This is a genomic window from Virgibacillus sp. 7505 (genome assembly GCF_002272135.1).
Lineage (GTDB): Bacteria > Bacillota > Bacilli > Bacillales > Amphibacillaceae > Terribacillus.
Genome location: NZ_NPBF01000004.1, coordinates 239,222 through 259,566 on the forward strand (window position 1 = coordinate 239,222; position 20,345 = coordinate 259,566).

The 20,345-nt window shown below is 45.0% G+C and carries 20 protein-coding genes; 5 read left to right on the plus strand and 15 right to left on the minus strand.

What is annotated here, in order from left to right; translation table 11 throughout:
- Positions 1-19: 19 nt before the first annotated feature.
- Entirely contained in the window at positions 20-2,332 is a 2,313-nt protein-coding gene (gene helD / locus CHH91_RS01110; protein WP_095221143.1) for an RNA polymerase recycling motor HelD, read from the minus strand.
- 234 nt (positions 2,333-2,566) lie between these two features.
- Between helD and CHH91_RS01115 the strand changes: the two genes are divergently transcribed.
- A complete protein-coding gene (locus tag CHH91_RS01115) occupies positions 2,567-3,790 on the plus strand; it encodes an MFS transporter (RefSeq protein WP_095221144.1) in 1,224 nt (407 codons plus the stop codon).
- Positions 3,791-3,826: 36 nt separating this feature from the next.
- On the opposite strand, the gene CHH91_RS01120 is transcribed toward CHH91_RS01115, so the two are convergent.
- The 3 genes from CHH91_RS01120 to CHH91_RS01130 all read right to left on the minus strand — a co-directional run bounded on the left by CHH91_RS01120 (position 3,827) and on the right by CHH91_RS01130 (position 5,740).
- Positions 3,827-4,213, minus strand: a complete 387-nt coding sequence (locus CHH91_RS01120; RefSeq protein WP_095221146.1) for a RidA family protein — start codon at positions 4,211-4,213, stop codon at positions 3,827-3,829.
- 38 nt (positions 4,214-4,251) lie between these two features.
- A complete protein-coding gene (locus tag CHH91_RS01125) occupies positions 4,252-5,163 on the minus strand; it encodes a DUF1002 domain-containing protein (RefSeq protein ID WP_095221148.1) in 912 nt (303 codons plus the stop codon).
- Between the two features lie 139 nt (positions 5,164-5,302).
- Complete coding sequence (locus tag CHH91_RS01130; protein WP_095221150.1) at positions 5,303-5,740, minus strand: DUF2188 domain-containing protein; 438 nt, start codon at positions 5,738-5,740, stop codon at positions 5,303-5,305.
- A gap of 137 nt (positions 5,741-5,877) precedes the next feature.
- On the opposite strand from CHH91_RS01130, the gene CHH91_RS01135 reads away from it, so the two are divergent.
- The gene (locus CHH91_RS01135; RefSeq protein WP_095221152.1) at positions 5,878-6,885 is read left to right on the plus strand and encodes an NADP-dependent oxidoreductase; all 1,008 of its coding nucleotides are present in this window, start codon (positions 5,878-5,880) and stop codon (positions 6,883-6,885) included.
- 444 nt (positions 6,886-7,329) lie between these two features.
- Here the strand turns inward: CHH91_RS01135 and queF are convergent, their stop codons facing one another.
- From queF to argC, 7 genes are all read right to left on the minus strand, one after another.
- Entirely contained in the window at positions 7,330-7,827 is a 498-nt protein-coding gene (queF, locus tag CHH91_RS01140; RefSeq protein WP_095221154.1) for a preQ(1) synthase, read from the minus strand.
- A 40-nt stretch (positions 7,828-7,867) separates the two neighbouring features.
- On the minus strand, positions 7,868-8,758 hold the full coding sequence (gene rbsK / locus CHH91_RS01145; RefSeq protein ID WP_095221156.1) for a ribokinase: 891 nt from the start codon (positions 8,756-8,758) through the stop codon (positions 7,868-7,870).
- Between the two features lie 12 nt (positions 8,759-8,770).
- A complete protein-coding gene (purU, locus tag CHH91_RS01150) occupies positions 8,771-9,670 on the minus strand; it encodes a formyltetrahydrofolate deformylase (protein WP_095221158.1) in 900 nt (299 codons plus the stop codon).
- 124 nt (positions 9,671-9,794) lie between these two features.
- On the minus strand, positions 9,795-10,973 hold the full coding sequence (locus CHH91_RS01155; protein ID WP_095221160.1) for an acetylornithine transaminase: 1,179 nt from the start codon (positions 10,971-10,973) through the stop codon (positions 9,795-9,797).
- Entirely contained in the window at positions 10,966-11,766 is an 801-nt protein-coding gene (argB, locus tag CHH91_RS01160) for an acetylglutamate kinase (RefSeq protein ID WP_095221162.1), read from the minus strand. The genes CHH91_RS01155 and argB overlap by 8 nt, the downstream gene beginning before the upstream one ends.
- A gap of 13 nt (positions 11,767-11,779) precedes the next feature.
- The gene (gene argJ / locus CHH91_RS01165; protein ID WP_095221164.1) at positions 11,780-13,003 is read right to left on the minus strand and encodes a bifunctional glutamate N-acetyltransferase/amino-acid acetyltransferase ArgJ; all 1,224 of its coding nucleotides are present in this window, start codon (positions 13,001-13,003) and stop codon (positions 11,780-11,782) included.
- Between the two features lie 14 nt (positions 13,004-13,017).
- On the minus strand, positions 13,018-14,055 hold the full coding sequence (argC, locus tag CHH91_RS01170) for an N-acetyl-gamma-glutamyl-phosphate reductase (protein WP_095221166.1): 1,038 nt from the start codon (positions 14,053-14,055) through the stop codon (positions 13,018-13,020).
- 538 nt (positions 14,056-14,593) lie between these two features.
- Between argC and CHH91_RS01175 the strand changes: the two genes are divergently transcribed.
- On the plus strand, positions 14,594-14,848 hold the full coding sequence (locus CHH91_RS01175; protein ID WP_038563758.1) for an HPr family phosphocarrier protein: 255 nt from the start codon (positions 14,594-14,596) through the stop codon (positions 14,846-14,848).
- 36 nt (positions 14,849-14,884) lie between these two features.
- On the opposite strand, the gene CHH91_RS01180 is transcribed toward CHH91_RS01175, so the two are convergent.
- Complete coding sequence (locus CHH91_RS01180) at positions 14,885-15,829, minus strand: fumarylacetoacetate hydrolase family protein (RefSeq protein ID WP_095221168.1); 945 nt, start codon at positions 15,827-15,829, stop codon at positions 14,885-14,887.
- Positions 15,830-15,927: 98 nt separating this feature from the next.
- Between CHH91_RS01180 and CHH91_RS01185 the strand changes: the two genes are divergently transcribed.
- Complete coding sequence (locus tag CHH91_RS01185; protein WP_095221170.1) at positions 15,928-16,860, plus strand: nucleoside hydrolase; 933 nt, start codon at positions 15,928-15,930, stop codon at positions 16,858-16,860.
- A gap of 130 nt (positions 16,861-16,990) precedes the next feature.
- Positions 16,991-17,782 (plus strand): histidinol-phosphatase HisJ family protein, encoded by a 792-nt coding sequence (locus tag CHH91_RS01190; RefSeq protein ID WP_353615306.1) that lies wholly within the window; start codon positions 16,991-16,993, stop codon positions 17,780-17,782.
- On the opposite strand, the gene CHH91_RS01195 is transcribed toward CHH91_RS01190, so the two are convergent.
- The 3 genes from CHH91_RS01195 to motA form a co-directional block, all read right to left on the minus strand.
- On the minus strand, positions 17,774-18,580 hold the full coding sequence (locus tag CHH91_RS01195) for a hypothetical protein (RefSeq protein WP_095221174.1): 807 nt from the start codon (positions 18,578-18,580) through the stop codon (positions 17,774-17,776). The genes CHH91_RS01190 and CHH91_RS01195 overlap by 9 nt on opposite strands.
- Positions 18,581-18,711: 131 nt before the next feature.
- Entirely contained in the window at positions 18,712-19,524 is an 813-nt protein-coding gene (motB, locus tag CHH91_RS01200) for a flagellar motor protein MotB (RefSeq protein ID WP_095221176.1), read from the minus strand.
- Positions 19,521-20,318 carry a flagellar motor stator protein MotA gene (motA, locus tag CHH91_RS01205; protein WP_095221177.1) on the minus strand — a complete coding sequence of 266 codons (798 nt, stop codon included), beginning with the start codon at positions 20,316-20,318 and terminating at the stop codon, positions 19,521-19,523. The genes motB and motA overlap by 4 nt, the downstream gene beginning before the upstream one ends.
- Positions 20,319-20,345 lie beyond the last annotated feature (27 nt).

The window sequence follows — 20,345 nt, forward strand, 5'->3', positions numbered from 1 at the left end:
TTCGTGGATTCCTGTTTTTTTAATTGCTTGTATAAGTAGCTGCATCTGCTGCTTCAATAAACGGACTCAAGTTACCAATGCTGTACATATGCAATTCATGCATCGCACGTGTACATGCTGTATAAAGCAAGGTACGTTCTGATTCATGGCCATACGCCTCATCTGAGACATCGTACAGAATGACAGCATCGAATTCGATACCTTTGGCAAGATATGCCGGAATAACCGATAACCCTTTTTTATACTGGGAAGTTGTCTCTGTAATCAAATCTGCTTCCATTTCATCCTTGATCCAGTTATGCGCTTCTTTGCTTTCTTTACTAGTTTTGGCGATAACAGCAATCGTCTCATAACCAGCTTCCTTCAAGGAGTGGATTTTCTCCAAGACCAGCTTGCGTCTCTCTGTATCATCAGCTGCTTTCGTCAGTGTCGGAAGATCTCCATCACGGTTGAATGGCTGGATTCGCTTTGCATGATCCAAAAGCTCCTTTGTAAAATCAACAATCTGCCTCGTTGAACGGTAGCTGCGCCATAGCTCGATCCGATGGCTGTCAACTGTGTTGCCGGAGAGCACATTCTCCCCTGTCAGCGCATGCGCCTGAATGGCCTGATTGATATCCCCAAGCAATGTCATCCGTGCGTTAGGGAATGCCTGCTGTAAATAAGCGAATTGGAAAGCAGAATAATCCTGCGCTTCATCAATAAGCACATAACGGATGGTTTTATCCGAACGGTCACCAAGTACTTTATCACGGAAATAGACAAACGGCGTCACATCTTCCCAGCTCATGTACTTGCGGATGAGATTTTGCTTGGTTGTTTCATATAGTTCCGTCCATGATGCTGGCATTTCCGGTCGTCTTTCAGCTGTCAGCATACGTAAATAGGATTTTTTCACATTGATGAAGGCATGCTTGCGCACTTTCTTGATCAACGGGCGAAGCTTTCGTTCTACAACCCATTTGCGAAGGATTTCTTCTTCCTGTTTGTTTTCCTCAAAATCATCTGTTTCTGTGCGGTCTTTCTTTTGAAGCTCGGAAAAGGCCTCGACATAGTCTTCCTTCTCCATCAGCTCTACTTCTTCCCGGACCCAATCTTTCCTTGTCTCCCAATCACCCCAAAGCTGCAGCTTTTCTACGATCCAAGCTGCCGTCAGCTCTGCTCGGTTCGAAATCGGCAAAGTGTTGGATAGGCTGTAGAAATAAGATTGAATCTCCTGTTTGCTCACTATACGCTGCTTGCGGAAGCTGACGTCCTTGAATATAAGGCCGGCGCGCTTGAATTCATCCAGCTTGTCATCGATATACTGTTTAAAATCAAGGCTTGCTTTATACTGGATTCCAGCCAGCCGCTGCTCTTTTTCCTCACTGGAAGCAAGCAGCATATACTCCATCTGTTCAAATGGTGTTTCGATCGTTTCTCTGCCTTCCAGCTGGGCATCCATATGGGCATAGAAGGTGGCTTGCCTCATATTATCTTCGCCAAGCTCCGGTAGGACATTGGAAACATAGCTATTGAACAGCGGATTCGGCGACAGCAGTACAATATTCTCAGCCGTAATGCGGTCACGATAATGGTATAGCAGGTAAGCAACACGCTGCAGTGCTGCTGAAGTTTTCCCGCTGCCTGCCGCACCTTGTACGATCAGATTAGCTGCTGATTCATTACGGATGATTTGATTTTGTTCCTTCTGAATCGTGGCAACAATACTTTTCATCTCTGTACTGGCATTACCGCCCAGAACATACTGCAGCAGACTGTCTCCTATCGTCACTCCAGTATCGAACAAGGCTACAAGCTTGCCATTCCGGATGATGAATTGACGTTTGAGTGTCATATCACCCTGAATCTTGCCTTCTATCGTTTCATACGAAGCACCACCAGGAGAGAAGTCATAGTACATACTGGAGATTGGTGCACGCCAATCATAAATAAGGAAATCCTCTTCTTTCTCATCCATCAGACTCGCTAAGCCTACATAGATTTCTTCGTCTTGATCAGCACCCTCTTCCCGGAAGTCGATACGACCAAAATAAGGGTTGCGCTGCAGCCGATCCAGCGTCTTCACTTCATTGTGAATCTGCTGATGCGTTCGTTCCCGCTCCCCCAGAAGCTCTGCTTGCTGCTTCAAGCTGGCTTGTGTTTCGTTCACATCATCCGGTTCATCCAGGTTTACGGTCACATCCTCCCAGAAGTTTTTCCGAAGATCAATTACTTTCTCCCGCAGACCCTGTATCATGCCTGCCGTTTTCTCACGCTTCTTTTCGATCGTCTTCTGGACACGGGCCACACGGGCTTGTTCGTCCTTCAAATCCTTTTCATCTTCTGTCATTCCGGCGTCCCTCCAAAACAATTGACATTTATATATAAATAATGTATAATTTTAAATGGTTTGCTAAATTATGTTATATTAGCAGAACATCCTCTATTTTATCATGTTCATTGTTCCCCTGCAATTTTTCTCTATCCTGTCATTTCCAAGCTATCCTTTTGCATATCCTTTCTATTCGTGTGTATAATTAGTTAGGGAATCGAAATATTAACGCGAAAGAAGTGTTTTTCATTCATGACGGACGAACAGCTCGCAAAGCGTAATCTGTTTATCATGTGGTTCGCCAACTTCTTCATCTCGGCGAGCCTGAGTATGATCATGCCATTTCTATCCTTATATATTTCATCATTCGGCACATTATCTGAACGGGAGGTTCAGAGCTGGTCAGGTATCATTTTCGGGGTAACTTTTGTTACCGCATTCATCTGTTCGCCATTCTGGGGTAAAATCGGCGATCGGTATGGACGAAAGCTGATCCTGATTATATCTTCCTTCGGCATGGGGGTTTCCATTCTCCTGCTCGGATTCACCGAAAATGTATGGCAGCTATTCATGCTACGTGTGTTCATGGGGATCTTTACAGGCTTCATCGGTATATCCCAAGCATTCATCTCGACTCAGACGCCCAGCCACATTGCTGGACGTGTGCTAGGCACCTTACAGACCGGAAGCATCACCGGTATGCTTTTCGGACCAATGATTGGCGGAATACTCGCAGACAGTATCGGCTTCCACGGTACGTTCCTGCTCGTATCGATAAGTGTCTTCACCTCTGCTCTCTTGGTCACCTTCGGAACAAAGGAATATCCGGTCAAGATTCAAAAAGGCGAAAAGTCACACTATACCTTTAAGGAAGTGCTCGCACATATTCTGCGGGACCCGATTTTATTGGTCGTACTCATCTTAAGTTCATTGATTCAAATTGCCAATTTCAGTGTACAGCCTATTTTATCCTTGTATGTGCAAGAACTGCACGGACCTGAGAATATAGCATTCTACTCTGGTATCGCCTTTTCAGCGGCTGGCCTTGGCAATCTGCTCATGACAAGGACTTGGGGGAAGCTTGGCGACCGTATCGGATATGTGAAGATTCTGATTGGGCTTATTTTTGCAGCTGGTATCGTTTATATACCCGGCGCACTGGTCGGCTCCGTATGGGAACTCGCTGCTATCCGCTTGCTCCTCGGTATGGCGATAGGCGGCATCATTCCTTTACGCGTCGCCTATATCAGGCAAGCTGCTCCGCTTACGATGCAAGGAGAAGTACTCGGATATAATAACAGCCTCCGCTTCCTCGGAAACTTCATCGGTCCGATACTTGGCGGGATGATGGCTGGATACTTCGGATTCTCAGCTGTATTCTACATGACAAGTGCGCTGCTCATCATCTGCGGCATTACCTTGCTCACTGCCCATATCCGGAATGCTCGTGCACAAACACGAACTTCTTCCATTTAAAAAAAGATTGCCGAACAAATCGGCAATCTTTTTTTCTTACATATTAAAGCTTCGTACGGCAATCGCTTCGATTTCAACATTCGCACCTTTAGGCAGTTTGGAAATCTCTACTGTTGCACGTGCCGGGTATGGCTCGGACAAATGACGCCCGTATACTTCATTCACCGCTGCAAAATCATCTAAGGATGTAAGGAAGATTGTTGTCTTCACGACTTGATCAAATGACAAACCTGCTTCTTCCAAAATAGCGGACAGGTTCTTCATCACCTGATCTGTCTGTTCCTCAATCGTTCCTGCCATCTCTCCTGTTGCCGGATCCAATGGGATCTGACCGGAAATATAAACCGTCCCTGCAGTTTCTACCGCTTGAGAATAAGGTCCGATTGCTTGTGGTGCTTTGTCAGTTTGGATGATGTTACGCATTCGTATCTCTCCTATTTAAACAGATTTAATTATGAAGTCTAAAATAGATTTTTGAAAAAGTCACCTATCGACTTGAAGAAATCCTTCACACTTTGCCAGAAACCATCATTTCCAGCCACTTCATCTATCTTATCCTGGATAGTAGTAGCGATGTCATCAAGCTGTGATTTCACGCCATCGAAATTGATGTCCAGCTCACGCATCTTATCGAATAGATCGATAAGCAGCTGACGATCTTCATCGCTAAGGCTGATTTCCAGCTTGCTCAGCTGATCCGTTACGATCTGCTCCACATCTTCCCGTGTTGCAGGATTCTGCTCTGCGATTTCTTGCTTGATATCTGTTAAGAGCTGGGTAACCTTTTCGTTATCCAAGCCTTCTTTTTGCGCAAGATCTGTAGCCAGATCAAGCTCTTCATTAGCTACCTCTGTCCGCTCCGGATCCAGGTTCCCATCGGCTGTATCATACGCCTTGTAGATGCCTGTCAAAGCGGAATGTCCGCTAACCTTAACCGGGGAAGCTACATCTACTGTTGCATCCTCAATACCAGCTGTCAGCAGGGCATTTTTATACATATCCACTGTTACCTGTGTGATATTGTCAGGTGTGACGATTTGGACATCCAGCCCATGACCCTCGTCTTCTCTTGTGATCATCGCTGAGGAATACATTCTGGAATTTGCATCTCCATTTATGTATTTCACGATATCATCGGCTGTAACCGGAATTTCTTCTATATTATCCGTATTTGTGACACCAAGGTCTTCTCTGACTTGTTCTTTTTGTGCTTCTGATAATGAATCTCCAACTACGACAATCGGCAAGCCGAATTTTTCATTGATACTATCCGTGTTCTTTCCTGTACTTGCGGATACAACATCGGAAAAGGCAAAGCTGAACATCAAAGCAACCGCGAAACAAGCCGCTATGCATTTGGTTAACCCTCTCATGGAATGATCCACCTTTTCTTCAATATGGTCTTGCTTTCCCCATTATAAGCTTTTCTAGGAATAAATAAAGCATTATCCTGACAAGCAGGAAAAGCGGACATACAAAAAGAGCTGTATCACAAGTGATACAGCTCTTCCTTTAGGAACGCTTCTGAACAGAACCGTCTTTTTTATGGATGATCGTCTCAGTCCCTTTATTATCTGCAATCTCTTTCGCTCGTTTGATTGCATCCTGCTTGTTATCAAAAACCTGTGAAGGCCGCTTTGACCCTTTTGCCTGCACTGCCCAGCCCTCATCATGCGGAACCACTTCCTCCGCATTATCGATCAGATCTGGATTACTATGGGAGGCATGCGAATCACGCTTCGTCGGGTCATCGTTCTTTAGAAAGTCCTTCACTTCCTTTTCGGAAACATTCGACTTCCACTCTTTCGCCTGATTCGTCGCAATGGGAATAGCCCTGCCTTCATCGTAGCCTTCATCCACCATCGCATTGGCAATTTCTATGGCTTTCTTTTTCACCGGCTTGTCCAGATTCTTAAGCGATGCGGGATAATCATTCATAGTCCATGGCATGCTAAAACTCCTTCCGATGTTTTTTATGTACTTACTATTCCCCTTGCCGTATCTATAAAACACATTAAGCAAAAGAGTTGTATGAGCCACTTACCCGTCTTACAATTGCCCTATTACCAAAAAGGAGATGATAGCACATGGCGAAAAATGAAGAAATCCAATTAGCTAAACGTCCGGAAGGCACACCAACAGAAGAGAACTTCCGCTTTGTTGAAACAGAAATACCAGAGCCCGAAGAAGGACAGGTGCTCATCAAGAGTATCTATATCAGTGTCGACCCATATATGCGTGGTCGAATGAACGATACAAAATCCTATGTACCGCCATATGAACTCGACGCTCCCATCTCAGGAGGCATTGTTGGTCAAGTGACCGAATCCAAATCAGATAAATTCAAAAAAGGCGACTATGTACTTGGAAACCTGCCATGGGCTCGTTACAATGCAGCAAATCCAAATAATTTGCAAAAAGTAGATCCGGAGCTAGGACCGATTTCCACCGCATTAGGCGTGATGGGAATGCCCGGACTTACAGCATATTTCGGCTTGACTGATATCGGTGAACCAAAATCCGGCGAAACAGTCGTTGTATCAGGTGCAGCTGGCGCGGTCGGTTCTACCGTTGTCCAAATCGCAAAAATCCTCGGTGCGCGCGTTGTCGGCATCGCAGGATCCCCGAAGAAGCTCGATTATGTGAAAAACACGCTCGGTGCAGATGAAGTAATCAACTATAAGGAAGACAATGTAGCAGAAGCATTGGAAAGAGCGTGTCCGGATGGTGTGGATGTTTATTTCGACAACGTCGGCGGCCCCGTATCTGACGCAGTTTACCCACTGCTCAATGCGCACGCACGCATTCCGCTCTGCGGCAGCATCTCTTCTTACAATAAAAAAGAAGACCAAGGCCCGCGCGTTCACGGCTACCTTGTCAAATCCAAAGCCAAGATGCAAGGCTTCATCGTCGGCGACTACAGCGATCGGTTCGCTGAAGGAAAGAAACAGCTTTCCGAATGGTTCAGCCAGGACAAGCTTACCTTTGAAGAAAATATTGTAGAAGGTTTCGAGAATGTGCCTGATGCTTTTCTTGGACTGTTTAAGGGTGAGAATCTTGGGAAGCAGTTAGTGAAAGTAGCAGAAACGGAATAAAAGAAAAAGCTAGTGCAGCCCCCCTTTTTGGCTTCACTAGCTTTTTTCGGTTATTAACAATTTTTTTCTTCATCGTAGTAGTGTTTTCGATCATACATTATATAATATAGTCTGTATCCTTTTTTCAGACTAGAAGAAGAGGTGTCCTACTATGATATTTATAATACTATTCGGCATCCTTGCTCTTGTTATACTAATTGCATTATTTGTAACAAGAAATCAAAAAAATGTACCAATGGATAATTATCGAAAAAGTATAGAAGAAGCCAAGATTGACGCGAAGAACCACTCAAATAGCAACAATAACAGTAACTCTGGTTTATAAACAATCACTATATTTACTATTGATTAACGGTGATTCCCTTCAAACAAGATACCCCTTTTACTTTTTCAGGAAAAAGAAAAGACACCTCTTTCAAGAGATGTCTTTTCTTTTATTTCACTTTATCTATTATCCACTTTCTCCGGATACATATCATGGTTCATCATGCGATGATCTGCCATTTGCTCATACTTCGTGCCTGGACGGCCGTAGTTGACGTATGGATCGATGGAGATTCCGCCGCGTGGCGTGAACTTGCCCCATACTTCGATGTAGCGTGGGTTCATCAGTTCTTTCAGGTCGTTCAGGATGATGTTGATGCAATCTTCATGGAAGTCACCATGGTTACGGAAGCTGAAAAGATACAGCTTCAGTGATTTGCTTTCCACCATCTTTTCATCAGGAATGTAGCTGATGTAAACCGTACCGAAATCCGGCTGGTTTGTAATCGGGCACAGCGTCGTGAATTCCGGACAGTTGAATTTCACGAAATAGTCACGGTATGTGTGTTTATTATCAAAGGTTTCGAGAACCTCAGGTTTGTAATCGAAGTCGTAAACATTGTTTTGGTTGCCAAGCAATGTTACGTCTGTCATTTCTTCAGGATTTCTTCCTGCCATTTGTATTCCTCCTTGCAAACTTTTACACAAGCGATTCTTATTATAAAGGATTTTCTTCTTTTTGTCTCATGAAGGCGATGACTTCTGCATCAGTCGGCATTCCTGCCTGTGCGCCGTGTGATCCGATCTGTAAGGCAGCAGCTGCATTTGCATAGCTGCATGCTTCCGCCAACGTGCTGCCGCTTGCCAGCTTCAGTCCAAGTGCTGCATTGAATGTATCGCCCGCACCTGTTGTGTCTACTGCTGAGACAGGGAATGCTGCCACATGACCGCCACTGTAGACAACGCCTTCCTCACCCTTTGTAATGACAAGCTTGTCGGGAAATTCCTGTAATGCTTTATCCGTATCTTCAAATAGGATTGCCGCTTCTGACTCATTCGGCGTAATGTAAGCAGCCTGGTTGATAATTTCATAAGGAAGCGGCTGCGCTGGAGCTGGATTCAATATGTAAGGCACATTTGCCTCTTTACAGCACTTTGCAGCTGCTGCTACTGTCTCTAGTGGAATCTCTAGCTGGATAAGGACGATATCACTGTTTTGGATGACATCCCTTTTTTCCTCTATATAATCCGGCATGAGCTTAAAGTTGGCTCCTGGAATGACTGTAATGCTGTTATCTCCATCCACTACTTGGATGACAGCTACACCAGATGATGTGTCAGCTCTTCCAATGTGCTCTGTTTTTACTCCTTCCTGACGAAGGACTTGCGTTAATTCATCCCCAAAAGGGTCCTGGCCGACCATGCCGATCATCGTAACGTCTGCTCCCAGACGCGCTGCCGCTACCGCTTGATTGGCACCCTTACCGCCAGGAAACGTCTCAAAACGTTCGCCAAGTATCGTTTCCCCTGCTGCAGGACGTTTAGCTGAAGTTGCTGTCAAATCCATATTGAGACTGCCGATCACGGTTATCTTGGGCTGTTGCGACATAGCTAGTCCTCCTTAAAATACGATCGTTTTATTGCCGAATACGATTACCCGGTCATCTATATGCCATTTAATCGCCCGCATTAATACACTGCGCTCGACAAGACGTCCGACACGTTTCAAATCTTCCGCTTTATCTTTATGATTGACCCGATGTATATCTTGTTCGATGATTGGGCCTTCATCCAAGTCGGAGGTCACGTAATGGCTTGTTGCACCAATCAATTTCACTCCGCGTTCATATGCGCGTTCATAAGGCTTGGCACCGATAAAAGCCGGCAGGAAGCTATGATGAATATTGATGATCTTATTTTTAAAATTCTCCAGGAATCCAGGTGTGAGTATCTGCATGTACCTTGCGAGAATGACTGTATCGATGTTGTATTGTTCCAATAGGTCAAGCTGCTGACGCTCTGCTTGCAGACGGATATCTTTGTTTGCAGGAATGTGATGGAAAGGAATATTGTAGGATTCCGCTAGTTCCCTTGAGTCTTCATGATTACTCACAATAACCGAGAGATCAGCCATGAGATTTCCACTCTGATATTCCCAAAGTATCTCCTGCAAGCAATGCAGCTCCTTGGAGACGAAGAGTGCCAATTTCTTCATATCCCGTACGCGCACTAGCTGCCACTCCATCTTAAAATGGGCTGCTATGTGCTGGAAGCCTTGCTCCAGCAGCTGCTGTGTGTCGCCATCTTGCTGACACTCGAATTCGATTCGAAGAAAGAAGCTCCCTCCATCTGGATCCGTTGTGTATTGATTTGATTCCATAATATTTGCTTGCTGATTAAAAAGAAACTCGGAAACTGCTGCAACAATCCCCGGCTGATCAGGACAGGAAATGACGATTCTATATCTGTTTTCGTTCTTCTGCTGGAAAGCTTTGATTTTTTCTAGATAATGTGCGGCCATGACTAACCTCCTAATATTCTTCTATCTTAACGATTGTATCTTGTTTCTACAACAGAGAATTGTGACAAAAAAATACGATCCCAAATGATTGGAATCGTATGTATTGTATGAGCGAAGAACAGCTTTATTCACCCGCAATCTGTTTCAGTGTTTCGATGCAGAAATCAACTTCCGCTTTATTTGTATTGAGCGGCGGCAATATCCGTAGTACGCTCTCTCCAGCTACTAGCACGAGCAAACCGAGATCTCGAGCCTGATTGACGAGGTCAATCGCTTTTCCTGTTGTACCGAGACCAAGCAGCAATCCTTTTCCCCGTACATCAGTGAATGCACGTGATGCTGCTGCGATTCCTTCCAGTTCCCTACGGAAATAGTCAGCTGTCTCTTGAACTTCAATCAAAAATTGAGGATTCGTGATTACTTCCAGTGTTGATTTGCCCGCTGCCGCAGCCACCGGATTACCTCCGAAGGTGCTGCCATGACTGCCTGCTTCAAATGCCGCAGCAGCTTTGCCCGTCGCGATCATTGCCCCGATCGGGATACCTGAACCCAATCCTTTTGCCGTTGTCAGCACATCTGGTTCCAGCTCGTACTGCTCATAAGCATAAAGGGTGCCGGTTCGACCGACTCCAGTTTGTACTTCATCCAGCATAAACAGTACATCGTGCTCCTTACAAAGGCGCTCCACTTCCTTTACCCAAGCAGGATCAGCTGGGATGACACCGCCTTCCCCTTGGACAAGCTCCAATAATACGCCGCATGTATCCGGACCGATCAGCTCATCAAGTGCTTCCACATCATTATAAGGAAGATGCCGGAAGCCCTTTGTCAGCGGTGCGAAATGCTTTTGTATCTTTTCCTGACCCGTTGCAGCCAACGTCGCTAATGTCCGGCCGTGAAACGACTGACTGAATGTGACCACCTCATAGGCATTTGTCCCTTTCACCTTCTGGGCGTAGCTGCGCGCCAGCTTGATTGCCGCTTCATTTGCCTCTGCCCCGCTATTGGCGAAGAATACTTGATCAGCGAATGTATGACCAGTCAAAAGCTCCGCCAACTGCTCTTGAATCGGAATATGGTATAGATTGGAACAGTGCCAAATGGTGTCCAGCTGTTCCTTGACAGCTTCCTTTACTGCTGCAGGGGCGTGACCTAAATTACAAGTAGCAATTCCTGCAGTATAATCAAGGTATTGCTTACCGTCAGCATCCCAGACATAGCTTCCTTCTCCTTTTGCGATAGAGATTGGAAATCTGCTATACGTTGGCATCACAGATGATACTGCTGCATTCGTTTCAGACATGATGAGCCTCCTCCGATAATGTTATGGTAGTACCTGCGACTTTACCTTCCACTAACTGCAGCAAACTGTCATCAGCCAGTCCGTTGACGATCGTAACCTTTCCTGCTCCATGCTCCAATGCTTCCAGCGCTGCCCGCACCTTCGGGATCATACCATCCTTGATGAACCCTTCCGCTATCATTTGCTTCAATTCACTGTCTGTTACATTTGTGAGCATCTGTTTTTGACCATTCACTTGCCGATAAATGCCCGGGATGTCACTTATGAAGCACAGCTCCGCATTCAATGCCCGTGAGATGGCTGATGCTGCTAAATCGGCATTTATATTGAATCTGGAGTTGCCCTCACCTCCAGCGAGCGGTGATATGACCGGGATGTTGTCTTGAGAGACAATTTGCTCGATAAGCGCCGTATTTACTTCTGTGACAGTACCGACAAGTCCGAGTTTATCTGCATTCGCAACAGGTTCCGCGTAAAGCAGCTTACCATCCAGTCCGCTGACCCCATAAGCATCTGTTCTGCTCATCAGCTTGCGAACCAGGAACTTGTTCACTGCTCCGCTGAGCGCCATCTCGACAACATCCAGCACCTCTTCGGTTGTCACCCTTAAACCATCGACGAATTCCGGCTTCACACCTGTTTGTTCCAGCAGCTCATTGATTAGCTTGCCGCCACCATGGACAATGATAGGCTTCCAATCACCCTGCTTTTGAATAGCAGCGATATTATCATAGAAATTATCCGGCAGCTTATCGATTATACTGCCGCCGCATTTTATAATAAGATAATTCATTTCGCCGCCCCCTTCATGTCCGGTAAGAAGCATTGATTTTGACGTAATCGTATGACAAATCACAGCCCCAGGCGGTCGCTTCTCCGTTTCCTTCCTGCAAATCGATCGTGATTACGACATTGTCCTGTTTTAAATGTTCGCTAGCCTCCAACTCATCAAATAAAGCGGGTGTTCCTTCCTTTACGACCAATACATCTCCGAGCCAAACCGAAATTTTTTCAGGAGTAAATGCTGCACCGCTATAACCTGCTGCCGTAATGATACGGCCCCAATTTGGATCGGCTCCATAAACTGCTGCTTTCACCAGACTGGAGGCAACTACCGACTTTCCTATTTTCCGCGCCTCTTCTGCCGATTGCGCCTGACGTACACGAACTTCTACAAGCTTCGTCGCGCCTTCTCCGTCACGAGCGATTTTTTTGGCCAATTCCTGTGAAACATATTGGAAGGCTGCACAGAATTTTTCCCATTCCGGATGGTTTGGATTAAGCTCCTTGTTGCCTGCTTTTCCGTTTGCAAGAACAAGTACCATATCATTTGTACTCGTATCTCCATCTACCGTAATCATATTGTAGGATTTATCCGTCGTTTTCCGCAGCTGCTGCTCCAATACATCAGCCGGAATGACGGCATCAGTTGTCACGAAGGCTAGCATAGTCGCCATATTCGGATGAATCATGCCAGATCCTTTTGCAGCTCCGCCTATCGTTATTGGTACACCATCAATTTTGACGCTGACTGCAATTTGCTTTGTGCAAGTATCTGTTGTCAAGATGGCCTGAGCGAAATCCTCTGCCTTGCCTTCTCCTGAGATTGAATGAATACCCGACATTATCTTATCCATCGGCAGCTGGACGCCAATCAGTCCAGTTGATGCTACCGCCGCATGCTGTACTTGAATTCCGAGCTGCTCTGAGAAAGCTTTGCGCATCGCATAAGCATTTGTCAAACCCTCTTCTCCTGTACATGCATTTGCATTGGCGCTATTCACTACAATTGCCTGCAGCTTCCCCTCTTGCTTAATACTTTCCTCTGTCACAAGAAGCGGAGCTGCCCGAAAAGAATTCAATGTGTATACTCCAGCAGCAGCTGCTGGCACTTCTGAATAGACCCAACCCATATCGAGCTTGTCATGCTTGCGTAGGCCAATTGCGACACCGCCCGCCTGGAATCCGCTCGGACTGGTGATATTGCCATTTTCAATGACTGTATATGCAGTCTGTTCTGTCTTTATCATTAGATCCCTCTCCTTTATGGATAAACCGGCAGCATCCACAATCCTGCAGTCTGCTCCCAGCCTTGCATGATATTCATATTCTGGATAGCTTGGCCTGCCGCTCCTTTTACCAGGTTGTCGATAACCGATACGATAGTCAGCCTGTTTGTCCGCTTATCCAGATGCAGCCCGATATCACAGAAATTACTTGTGGCTACTTCCTTTGTCGCCGGCCATTCTCCTTGCGGTCTGATACGTACAAATGGGTGTGATCGATAATAATTTTCATATGATTCCAATAATTCAGCTTCTGATAAGTCCTTTTGAAGATCTGCATAAATGGTAGCGAGAATCCCTCTTGTCATCGGAACAAGCTGCGTGGAAAAGGTAATAGGCTTCTGCGTACCGCCGACACCTGCCAAAACCTGTTCTATTTCCGGGATATGCTTGTGTGTACCTAATTTATAAGCTTTCATATTTTCATTTATCTCACTATAATGCGTAACAGAACTTAGAGACTTGCCAGCTCCGGAAAGACCTGATTTGGCATCAACGATAATGGAAGATGGATCAATCAAACCATTATGTACTGCCGGCAGCAGACCGAGAAGCGTGGCTGTCGGGTAACAGCCCGGATTAGCTACAAATGCAGCGCCTGCAACCTCCTCACTATTCAGCTCAGGCAATCCGTAAACAGCTCTTTCCAGCAGGTCAGCTGAAGCCGCGTCCAGCTTATACCATTCCTTATAGACTGCTGGATCCTTCAAACGGAAATCCCCTGCTAAATCTACACATCGAATACCAGCTCCCACAAGCTCCGGCAGAAGATCCCTGCTCACACCAGGAGGAGCAGCAAAGAATGCAAAGTCCACTTGCTCTTTCAATTCCGAAACATCAAAAGTTTCCATAGTTCCTTCTACAAAACCATCCGTATGCGGATACAATGCTGTTAATGAGTTTCCCGCATTAGAATGGGAGATAATCGCCTTCACTTCTGCATATGGATGTATATGCAGAAGTCTTAGTAATTCCACCGCTCCATAACCTGTACCGCCTATTATTGCGACTTTCACGGACGTAACCTCCTATAAACAAGTACGAATTAGTTAGTAATTATACTTTAGTATGTATTTTTATTCAATAGGAAAGGTGAAAATTATACACTTGCTGCTGTCTCTCCGCATCCCAGTGTTATACGTTGTAAATACATTTACTTTTTAGGGGAATATTCCTTATCTCAAGTGCATTCTTTTAGTTTTATTACGTCGCATACTATTAAGAGCAAGCAAAAGTTGTTACTTCTTTATTGAAAATATTGGAGAATCTGAGATGACAAAATAGATCTGCCTACGCTGTTATGTGAGAGTGTTTCATCCTGATGAAAATATCCTTCTTCCTGAGCAGAAAGAACTTCGAATATCTCTGATAGGGAAAGCACGCACCCGTTGTGCGCTTTCATGCATATACTTATCAAAATCATTGCACTCACCATACAATATGTTATACTGCTATCAAGTAATGTGTAAGCGCTATCAATAAGTTCATCTTGCACTTTTCTGCTACTGCTGTAAAATTTGGTATGCTAAACTGCTAGACAAAGGAGAATGATATATGCGATCAAAGAAAACACTCATCCACGCTGCAGTAGATATCAATCAAACTGCAAACCAGTTCAAATCGAGTATTGTATTAGTAATGGATAACAAAGTGGTAGATGCCAAAAGTATGCTCGGACTTTCCAATAGTGTACTGACATCCGATTTTTTCCGCTTGGAGATATATGGCGAGGACGCTGAAGAAGCGAAGAAGGCAATGCGGGATGTATTCCTAAGTAATGGCCTGCCAGTGGAAATCAGCAATAAATAAAAAGACAGCTTCGGATAACCGAAGCTGTCTTTTCTATTAGATTCGGGCTGGTTTAGGAATGATCTTGTTGCGAAGCTGACCGATTCCTTCGATTTCTATCTCAACCACATCTCCGTCTTTTAAGAACTGCGGCGGATCCATTGCGAAGCCAACGCCATTCGGAGTCCCTGTCATGATGACATCTCCTGGTTCCAATGTCATGATGCCTGAGATGAAAGAAACCAAATGAGGTACTGAGAAAATCAGATGTTTTGTACTGGAATCCTGTCGTTTTTCCCCATTCACAAACGTACGGATCGAAAGATTGGATACGTCTTCGATTTCTTCCGCAGTAACAAGGTGCGGACCCATAGGGGCACTGCGATCTAATGTCTTTCCTTGAAGGAATTGCGGAGTCCGGCGCTGCAAGTCACGAGCGGACACATCATTGGCAATGGTATACCCTGCTATATAGTCCATTGCCTCACTCTCTGTTACCTCCTGCGCCCTTCTCCCGATTACAACCGCAAGTTCTCCTTCATAATCAAGCTTTTCAGTAAGCTTTGAATGGTATACACCTTGGTCATGCGCGCATACCGCATTAGCGAATTTACCGAAAAGAACTGGGTAATCTGGCAGTTCCCGGCCCATTTCCTCGATATGGTCCTTATAATTCAAACCCACACAGACAATTTTCCCTGGCTTCGGCACAGGTGGTCCAAGTATGATTTCTTCTGTTCTAAACTGGACCTCCTCCAGCCCTTCCGCAAGCGCAAATGCCTCCGCACGGAATGCACGCTTCATTGCATGCGGACCCATTTCATAGAAAGCATTCGGATCAGCTGGCAGCAAACTCTCGACTGTCATCGCCAAATCTATCTCTTTCTCTGACAGTAAATAATGCCGGTACGCTTCCTGTAAATCGATTATACGCCCTTCCACTCTGCTTCCGATTCGATACGGATTAAGGTCTCTGCCAACTTTATAAGCTACTAGCTTCATCCAAACCCTCTCCTTTTTATGCGAATACTCAAAATTGACTCTCTCTTTCTATGATATAGTAAGAAAGTCAGACAGCATAGAAGAAAGGGAGTCATAAAATGAAAAACGTCTATTTAAATCATGATGGCGGAGTCGATGATCTTATTTCGCTATATCTTTTATTGAAAATGGAGAATGTGCGCCTTATCGGCTGTTCCGTCATTCCAGCAGATTGCTATTTGGAACCTGCACTGTCAGCAAGCCGGAAAATCAATGATCGCTTCGGCAATCCGGACGTACTCGAAATTGCTGCGTCCACTTCCCGAGGTAAAAATCCGTTCCCGAAAGACTGGCGCATGCATGCCTTTTTCGTTGATGCTTTGCCAATTTTGAATGAACATCTTCCGGTGCGTACAAAGGTTGCCGAAAAACCTGCCCACTTGGATATCATAGATAAATTGAAAGCGCAGGAAGAGAAAACGACTCTCATTTTCATCGGACCACTGACTGATTTGGCACGAGCATTGGAAATGGATCCGTCTATTGAACAGCATATCGAAAAGCTTGTATGGATGGGCGGCACATTGCTTCCAACAGGGAATGTGGAAGAACCAGAACACGATGGTACAGCTGAATGGAATGCCTTCTGGGATCCAGAAGCAATGGACACTGTTTGGAAAAGTGACATACTAATTGATATGGTAGCGCTGGAGAGTACAAATCAAGTTCCTCTTACTGTGGATATCCGCGAGGAATGGGCACGCAACCGTAAGTATGAGGGTGTCGATTTTGTAGGTCAGAGCTATGCTGCTGTACCGCCGCTCGTACACTTCGAAACGAACTCGACTTACTATCTGTGGGACGTACTTACAACAGCTTCTGTCGGCAATAGCTCCTTAGTGAAAAAACAGTCTGTTCACGTAAGTGTAGAGGCTGATGGACCATCACAAGGTCGTACATACGAGGATAAAAATGGGAAAGAAATTCAATTGGTTCATGATGTCGATCATGATGCTTTCTTCTCTTACATCCTGTCATTGATGAAAGCATAATACACCGTAGTTTCATATAATTGGTATCGCATATATACAATAAATTTGTTATACTATTCCGGGGTTGTTATCCACATGTGGATAACCTAATAAGTACGAACGGAAAGAAGGCAGATTAGAGATTATGTATATGGATTACCATCATCACACGAATAACTCAATCGATTCCAAAGCTGTCATGCAGGACGTGTGTGAAGAAGCAATCAGCAAAGGAATCAAAGAAATCTGTTTCACCGAGCATTTTTCCGTAAATCCATCTGCGCCAACATATGGCCATATGGATTTCGCCAAATATCAGCAGGATATCAAAGACTCTCAGGATTCCTATGGTAACCAGCTAACGATCAAAATGGGAATTGAGCTCTGTGAACCGCATCTTATGAAGGATGTGTATCAATCTGAGCTCAGCTCCATTCCATTTGATTTCATCATGGGATCTGTTCATAATATCGGCAACCAGAAGCTGCGTCTTCATCTTCGTGCGAATGAAGACACTTTTTACGATGACTATTTCGCAGAAATGTACACGCTTGTATCGGATGCCGATATCGACGTACTTGCTCACATCGATTTGATGAAACGTTACGCAGTCCAAGAAGGGCATGATGTTTATCTATTCGAACAACATAAGGATCAAATTGCCGCGATTTTGGAAAAGGCGATACAGCGCGGTATCGGTATTGAGATCAACACTTCCGGTTTGCGGAGCTCACTTAAAGAGGCTCTGCCTACACCGCAGATCGTTTCTCTATATCGTGATCTAGGCGGGAAGATCCTGACACTTGGCTCTGATTCCCATAAAGCAGAGACAGTCGGGGCAGGTATAAAAGAGGCTGCACTAATTGCCAGACAATGCGGATTCACTCATATCTGCCAATTTGATAAGCGCGAACCGCGTGCTGTGCCTTTACCTTTAAGCTAATACTTCCTTTTCATTACGCAGCTTATGCTTGATAAAAGCTTTGAATTGCTCATCCTGACTGTCCGGCACTAATGCTGGATTGTCAGGATTTTGCATATAGGATTCTTCTTCACTCCATAATTCCTTCCTCAGCACTCGCAGTCTTACATAATACGTCATCAGCTTCAGATCAAGCCACATTTCTTCTTTGAAGAACTCAAATACTTCTGCCTGACTTGCTGTTGTCTCCTCTTTCTTCTGTGCAATCGTATATTGCGCTTGTACGATCTTATTCAGATGCTCTTCCATCACTTCCTGTTCAGCAGTTGTGAATGTTCCCTTACTGATGGTATCATTCATCAGCTTCTCGGCTTCTGCTGTATGCTTCAATATTGATTCCTGCTCCTGCCGAATTGTATCCAACAGATCAAAAAATCTAGAAAATGCCTGCTGGATGATATCGGTAGCAAGACGCATCACATTCTTCTCCACAGCCTCAAGCAGCTGACGAAAAGAATGATAGCGAGTGTCCGTCAGTTTAACTCCATCATCTGAAGTCAACCTCCGAATCATCTGCACACTGGTCATATAGCTATAGTAACGAGCAGCCAGATCCTCCACTTCATGCTGCGTAGGTACTCTGCCGTCCTCTGCAATAAGCAGCCGTTCATTGCTGGGCATAAATGTAAAATAATAATGCACTGGTATGTTATTGTCCTTGCATACAGCAGGACATACATCCATACGTTCATCATCCTGCTTCCGATTGCGCTCGGCCGCTTCACTCACCTGCTGCGGTAACAACTCTTTCGTAATCATCCGAATTCCTCCGTTCTTTCCTGCTTATATCTAGTATTTCACAAATTTATCTAACTCAATCCTACCTTATTTCCCTATTCTTATGTAAGCATTTTCATTCCATAATAAAAATAACAGCCCTCATAGGACTGTTATTCTGTCTCAGCTTTTCGAGGCAAGATCAAGACTTCCACTCGGCGGTTCTTTTCCCTGCCTTCAGCTGTATCGTTTGAAGCGATCGGTTTAAATTCACCGTATCCTTTTGAACTGAACCAGCGTGGGTCAAGCTCCTCGTTTTCCAATACGACTTTCATGAAGTTAACAGAACGCATCACACTAAGCTCCCAGTTGGAATTGTATGATGATGTGCTTATCGGCACATTATCGGTATGACCGCTGATGATTACTTCGCGCGGCGGATCCATCACAAGAAGATCCGAAATCTCTCTTGCGATCTCTTCATCACTTACACTGACCTCACTGCTGCCCGAGTTGAACAAGACATTGTCATTGATAGTCAGCAGCAAGCCCTCGTCTGTCAACGCAGTTGAGAACTTATCACTCAGATCTTTATCCTTGATATATGTCTCTATCTTCTCCTGAATCTTTTGCAGCTCTTCCTGTTCGGCTGCTTCCAAGTCAGCTTCATTAGCTTTCTCTTTATCAGCCTCTTCAGATGCAGCTGTCTCTTCTTTCTTTTCTTCTTCATTATTCTGATCAATAGCAGTTGAACTAGTATCGTTTCCTGGAGTCATGCTTGTATTGGATTCCAATAACCCTTCTCCGCCATGCAAGATACTGCTGAAGGAGTCAGATATTTTGGCGAACTTCTGCGCATCGATTGAGCTGGTGGCGAACAAGACGATGAAAAGCGCCAGCAGAAGTGTCAGAAGATCGGCATACGGGAGCAGCCAGGATTCGTCCACATGTTCTTCATGCTTTTTGTGCTTGCGCCTCCGGCTCATACTGCCACTTCCTCTTCCGTCTCCGCCTCAGCAAACTCAGCTTTTTCTTTACTTGGCAAGTAAGCAAGCAGCTTCTGTTCGAGCATGCGCGGTGTCTCGCCTTCTAAGATGGAGAGGATACCTTCCACCATCAGCAGCTTATGCTGTACTTCCTGCTGTGTCTTCCGCTTCAATTTATTGGCGATCGGGTGACAGATGACATAGCCTGTAAATATCCCCATTAAAGTTGCAACAAAGGCAGCAGCAATAGCATGACTTAACTTATCGATATCTGATATGTCGCCAAGTGCCGCAATAAGGCCGATAACAGCTCCCAGTACACCTAATGATGGTGCATAAGTGCCGGCCTGTGTGAAAATAGATGCACCAACCGCATGACGATCTTCCAACGCATCAACCTCTTCATTTAAAACATTACGGATATATTCTGGTGACTCTCCATCAACAGCCATGCTCAATCCGTTCCGAAGAAAATCATCTTCTACATCACGAGCACTGTTCTCCAATGCAAGCAATCCTTCTTTCCGGCTAATCTGTGACCATTCCGAAAACATACGGACAAGCTCTTTTGTATTGAATTCCTGTTTATTCTTAAATACAACGCCAAGCAGCTTAGGGAATCGTTTCAATTCATTTCCCGGAAAAGCCAGTACAACAGAAGCTGCTGTACCTACGATGATGATCAGTATGGCAGCAGGGTTAATAAGTGCTGCAGGACTTACACCCTTCAATACCATACCGACTCCTACTGCAACCAAGCCCAATATAACACCAATGATTGATGATTTATCCATATTTCCATTCTCCTAAAAAAGTTTGAT

Bases quoted from the DNA above. Each gene is read 5' to 3' on its own strand.
- helD (WP_095221143.1), bottom strand. From the start codon at position 2,332: ATGACAGAAGATGAAAAGGATTTGAAGGACGAACAAGCCCGTGTGGCC.
- CHH91_RS01115 (WP_095221144.1), top strand. From the start codon at position 2,567: ATGACGGACGAACAGCTCGCAAAGCGTAATCTGTTTATCATGTGGTTC.
- CHH91_RS01120 (WP_095221146.1), bottom strand. From the start codon at position 4,213: ATGCGTAACATCATCCAAACTGACAAAGCACCACAAGCAATCGGACCT.
- CHH91_RS01125 (WP_095221148.1), bottom strand. From the start codon at position 5,163: ATGAGAGGGTTAACCAAATGCATAGCGGCTTGTTTCGCGGTTGCTTTG.
- CHH91_RS01130 (WP_095221150.1), bottom strand. From the start codon at position 5,740: ATGCCATGGACTATGAATGATTATCCCGCATCGCTTAAGAATCTGGAC.
- CHH91_RS01135 (WP_095221152.1), top strand. From the start codon at position 5,878: ATGGCGAAAAATGAAGAAATCCAATTAGCTAAACGTCCGGAAGGCACA.
- queF (WP_095221154.1), bottom strand. From the start codon at position 7,827: ATGGCAGGAAGAAATCCTGAAGAAATGACAGACGTAACATTGCTTGGC.
- rbsK (WP_095221156.1), bottom strand. From the start codon at position 8,758: ATGTCGCAACAGCCCAAGATAACCGTGATCGGCAGTCTCAATATGGAT.
- purU (WP_095221158.1), bottom strand. From the start codon at position 9,670: ATGGCCGCACATTATCTAGAAAAAATCAAAGCTTTCCAGCAGAAGAAC.
- CHH91_RS01155 (WP_095221160.1), bottom strand. From the start codon at position 10,973: ATGTCTGAAACGAATGCAGCAGTATCATCTGTGATGCCAACGTATAGC.
- argB (WP_095221162.1), bottom strand. From the start codon at position 11,766: ATGAATTATCTTATTATAAAATGCGGCGGCAGTATAATCGATAAGCTG.
- argJ (WP_095221164.1), bottom strand. From the start codon at position 13,003: ATGATAAAGACAGAACAGACTGCATATACAGTCATTGAAAATGGCAAT.
- CHH91_RS01175 (WP_038563758.1), top strand. From the start codon at position 14,594: ATGCGATCAAAGAAAACACTCATCCACGCTGCAGTAGATATCAATCAA.
- CHH91_RS01180 (WP_095221168.1), bottom strand. From the start codon at position 15,829: ATGAAGCTAGTAGCTTATAAAGTTGGCAGAGACCTTAATCCGTATCGA.
- CHH91_RS01185 (WP_095221170.1), top strand. From the start codon at position 15,928: ATGAAAAACGTCTATTTAAATCATGATGGCGGAGTCGATGATCTTATT.
- CHH91_RS01190 (WP_353615306.1), top strand. From the start codon at position 16,991: ATGGATTACCATCATCACACGAATAACTCAATCGATTCCAAAGCTGTC.
- CHH91_RS01195 (WP_095221174.1), bottom strand. From the start codon at position 18,580: ATGATTACGAAAGAGTTGTTACCGCAGCAGGTGAGTGAAGCGGCCGAG.
- motB (WP_095221176.1), bottom strand. From the start codon at position 19,524: ATGAGCCGGAGGCGCAAGCACAAAAAGCATGAAGAACATGTGGACGAA.
- motA (WP_095221177.1), bottom strand. From the start codon at position 20,318: ATGGATAAATCATCAATCATTGGTGTTATATTGGGCTTGGTTGCAGTA.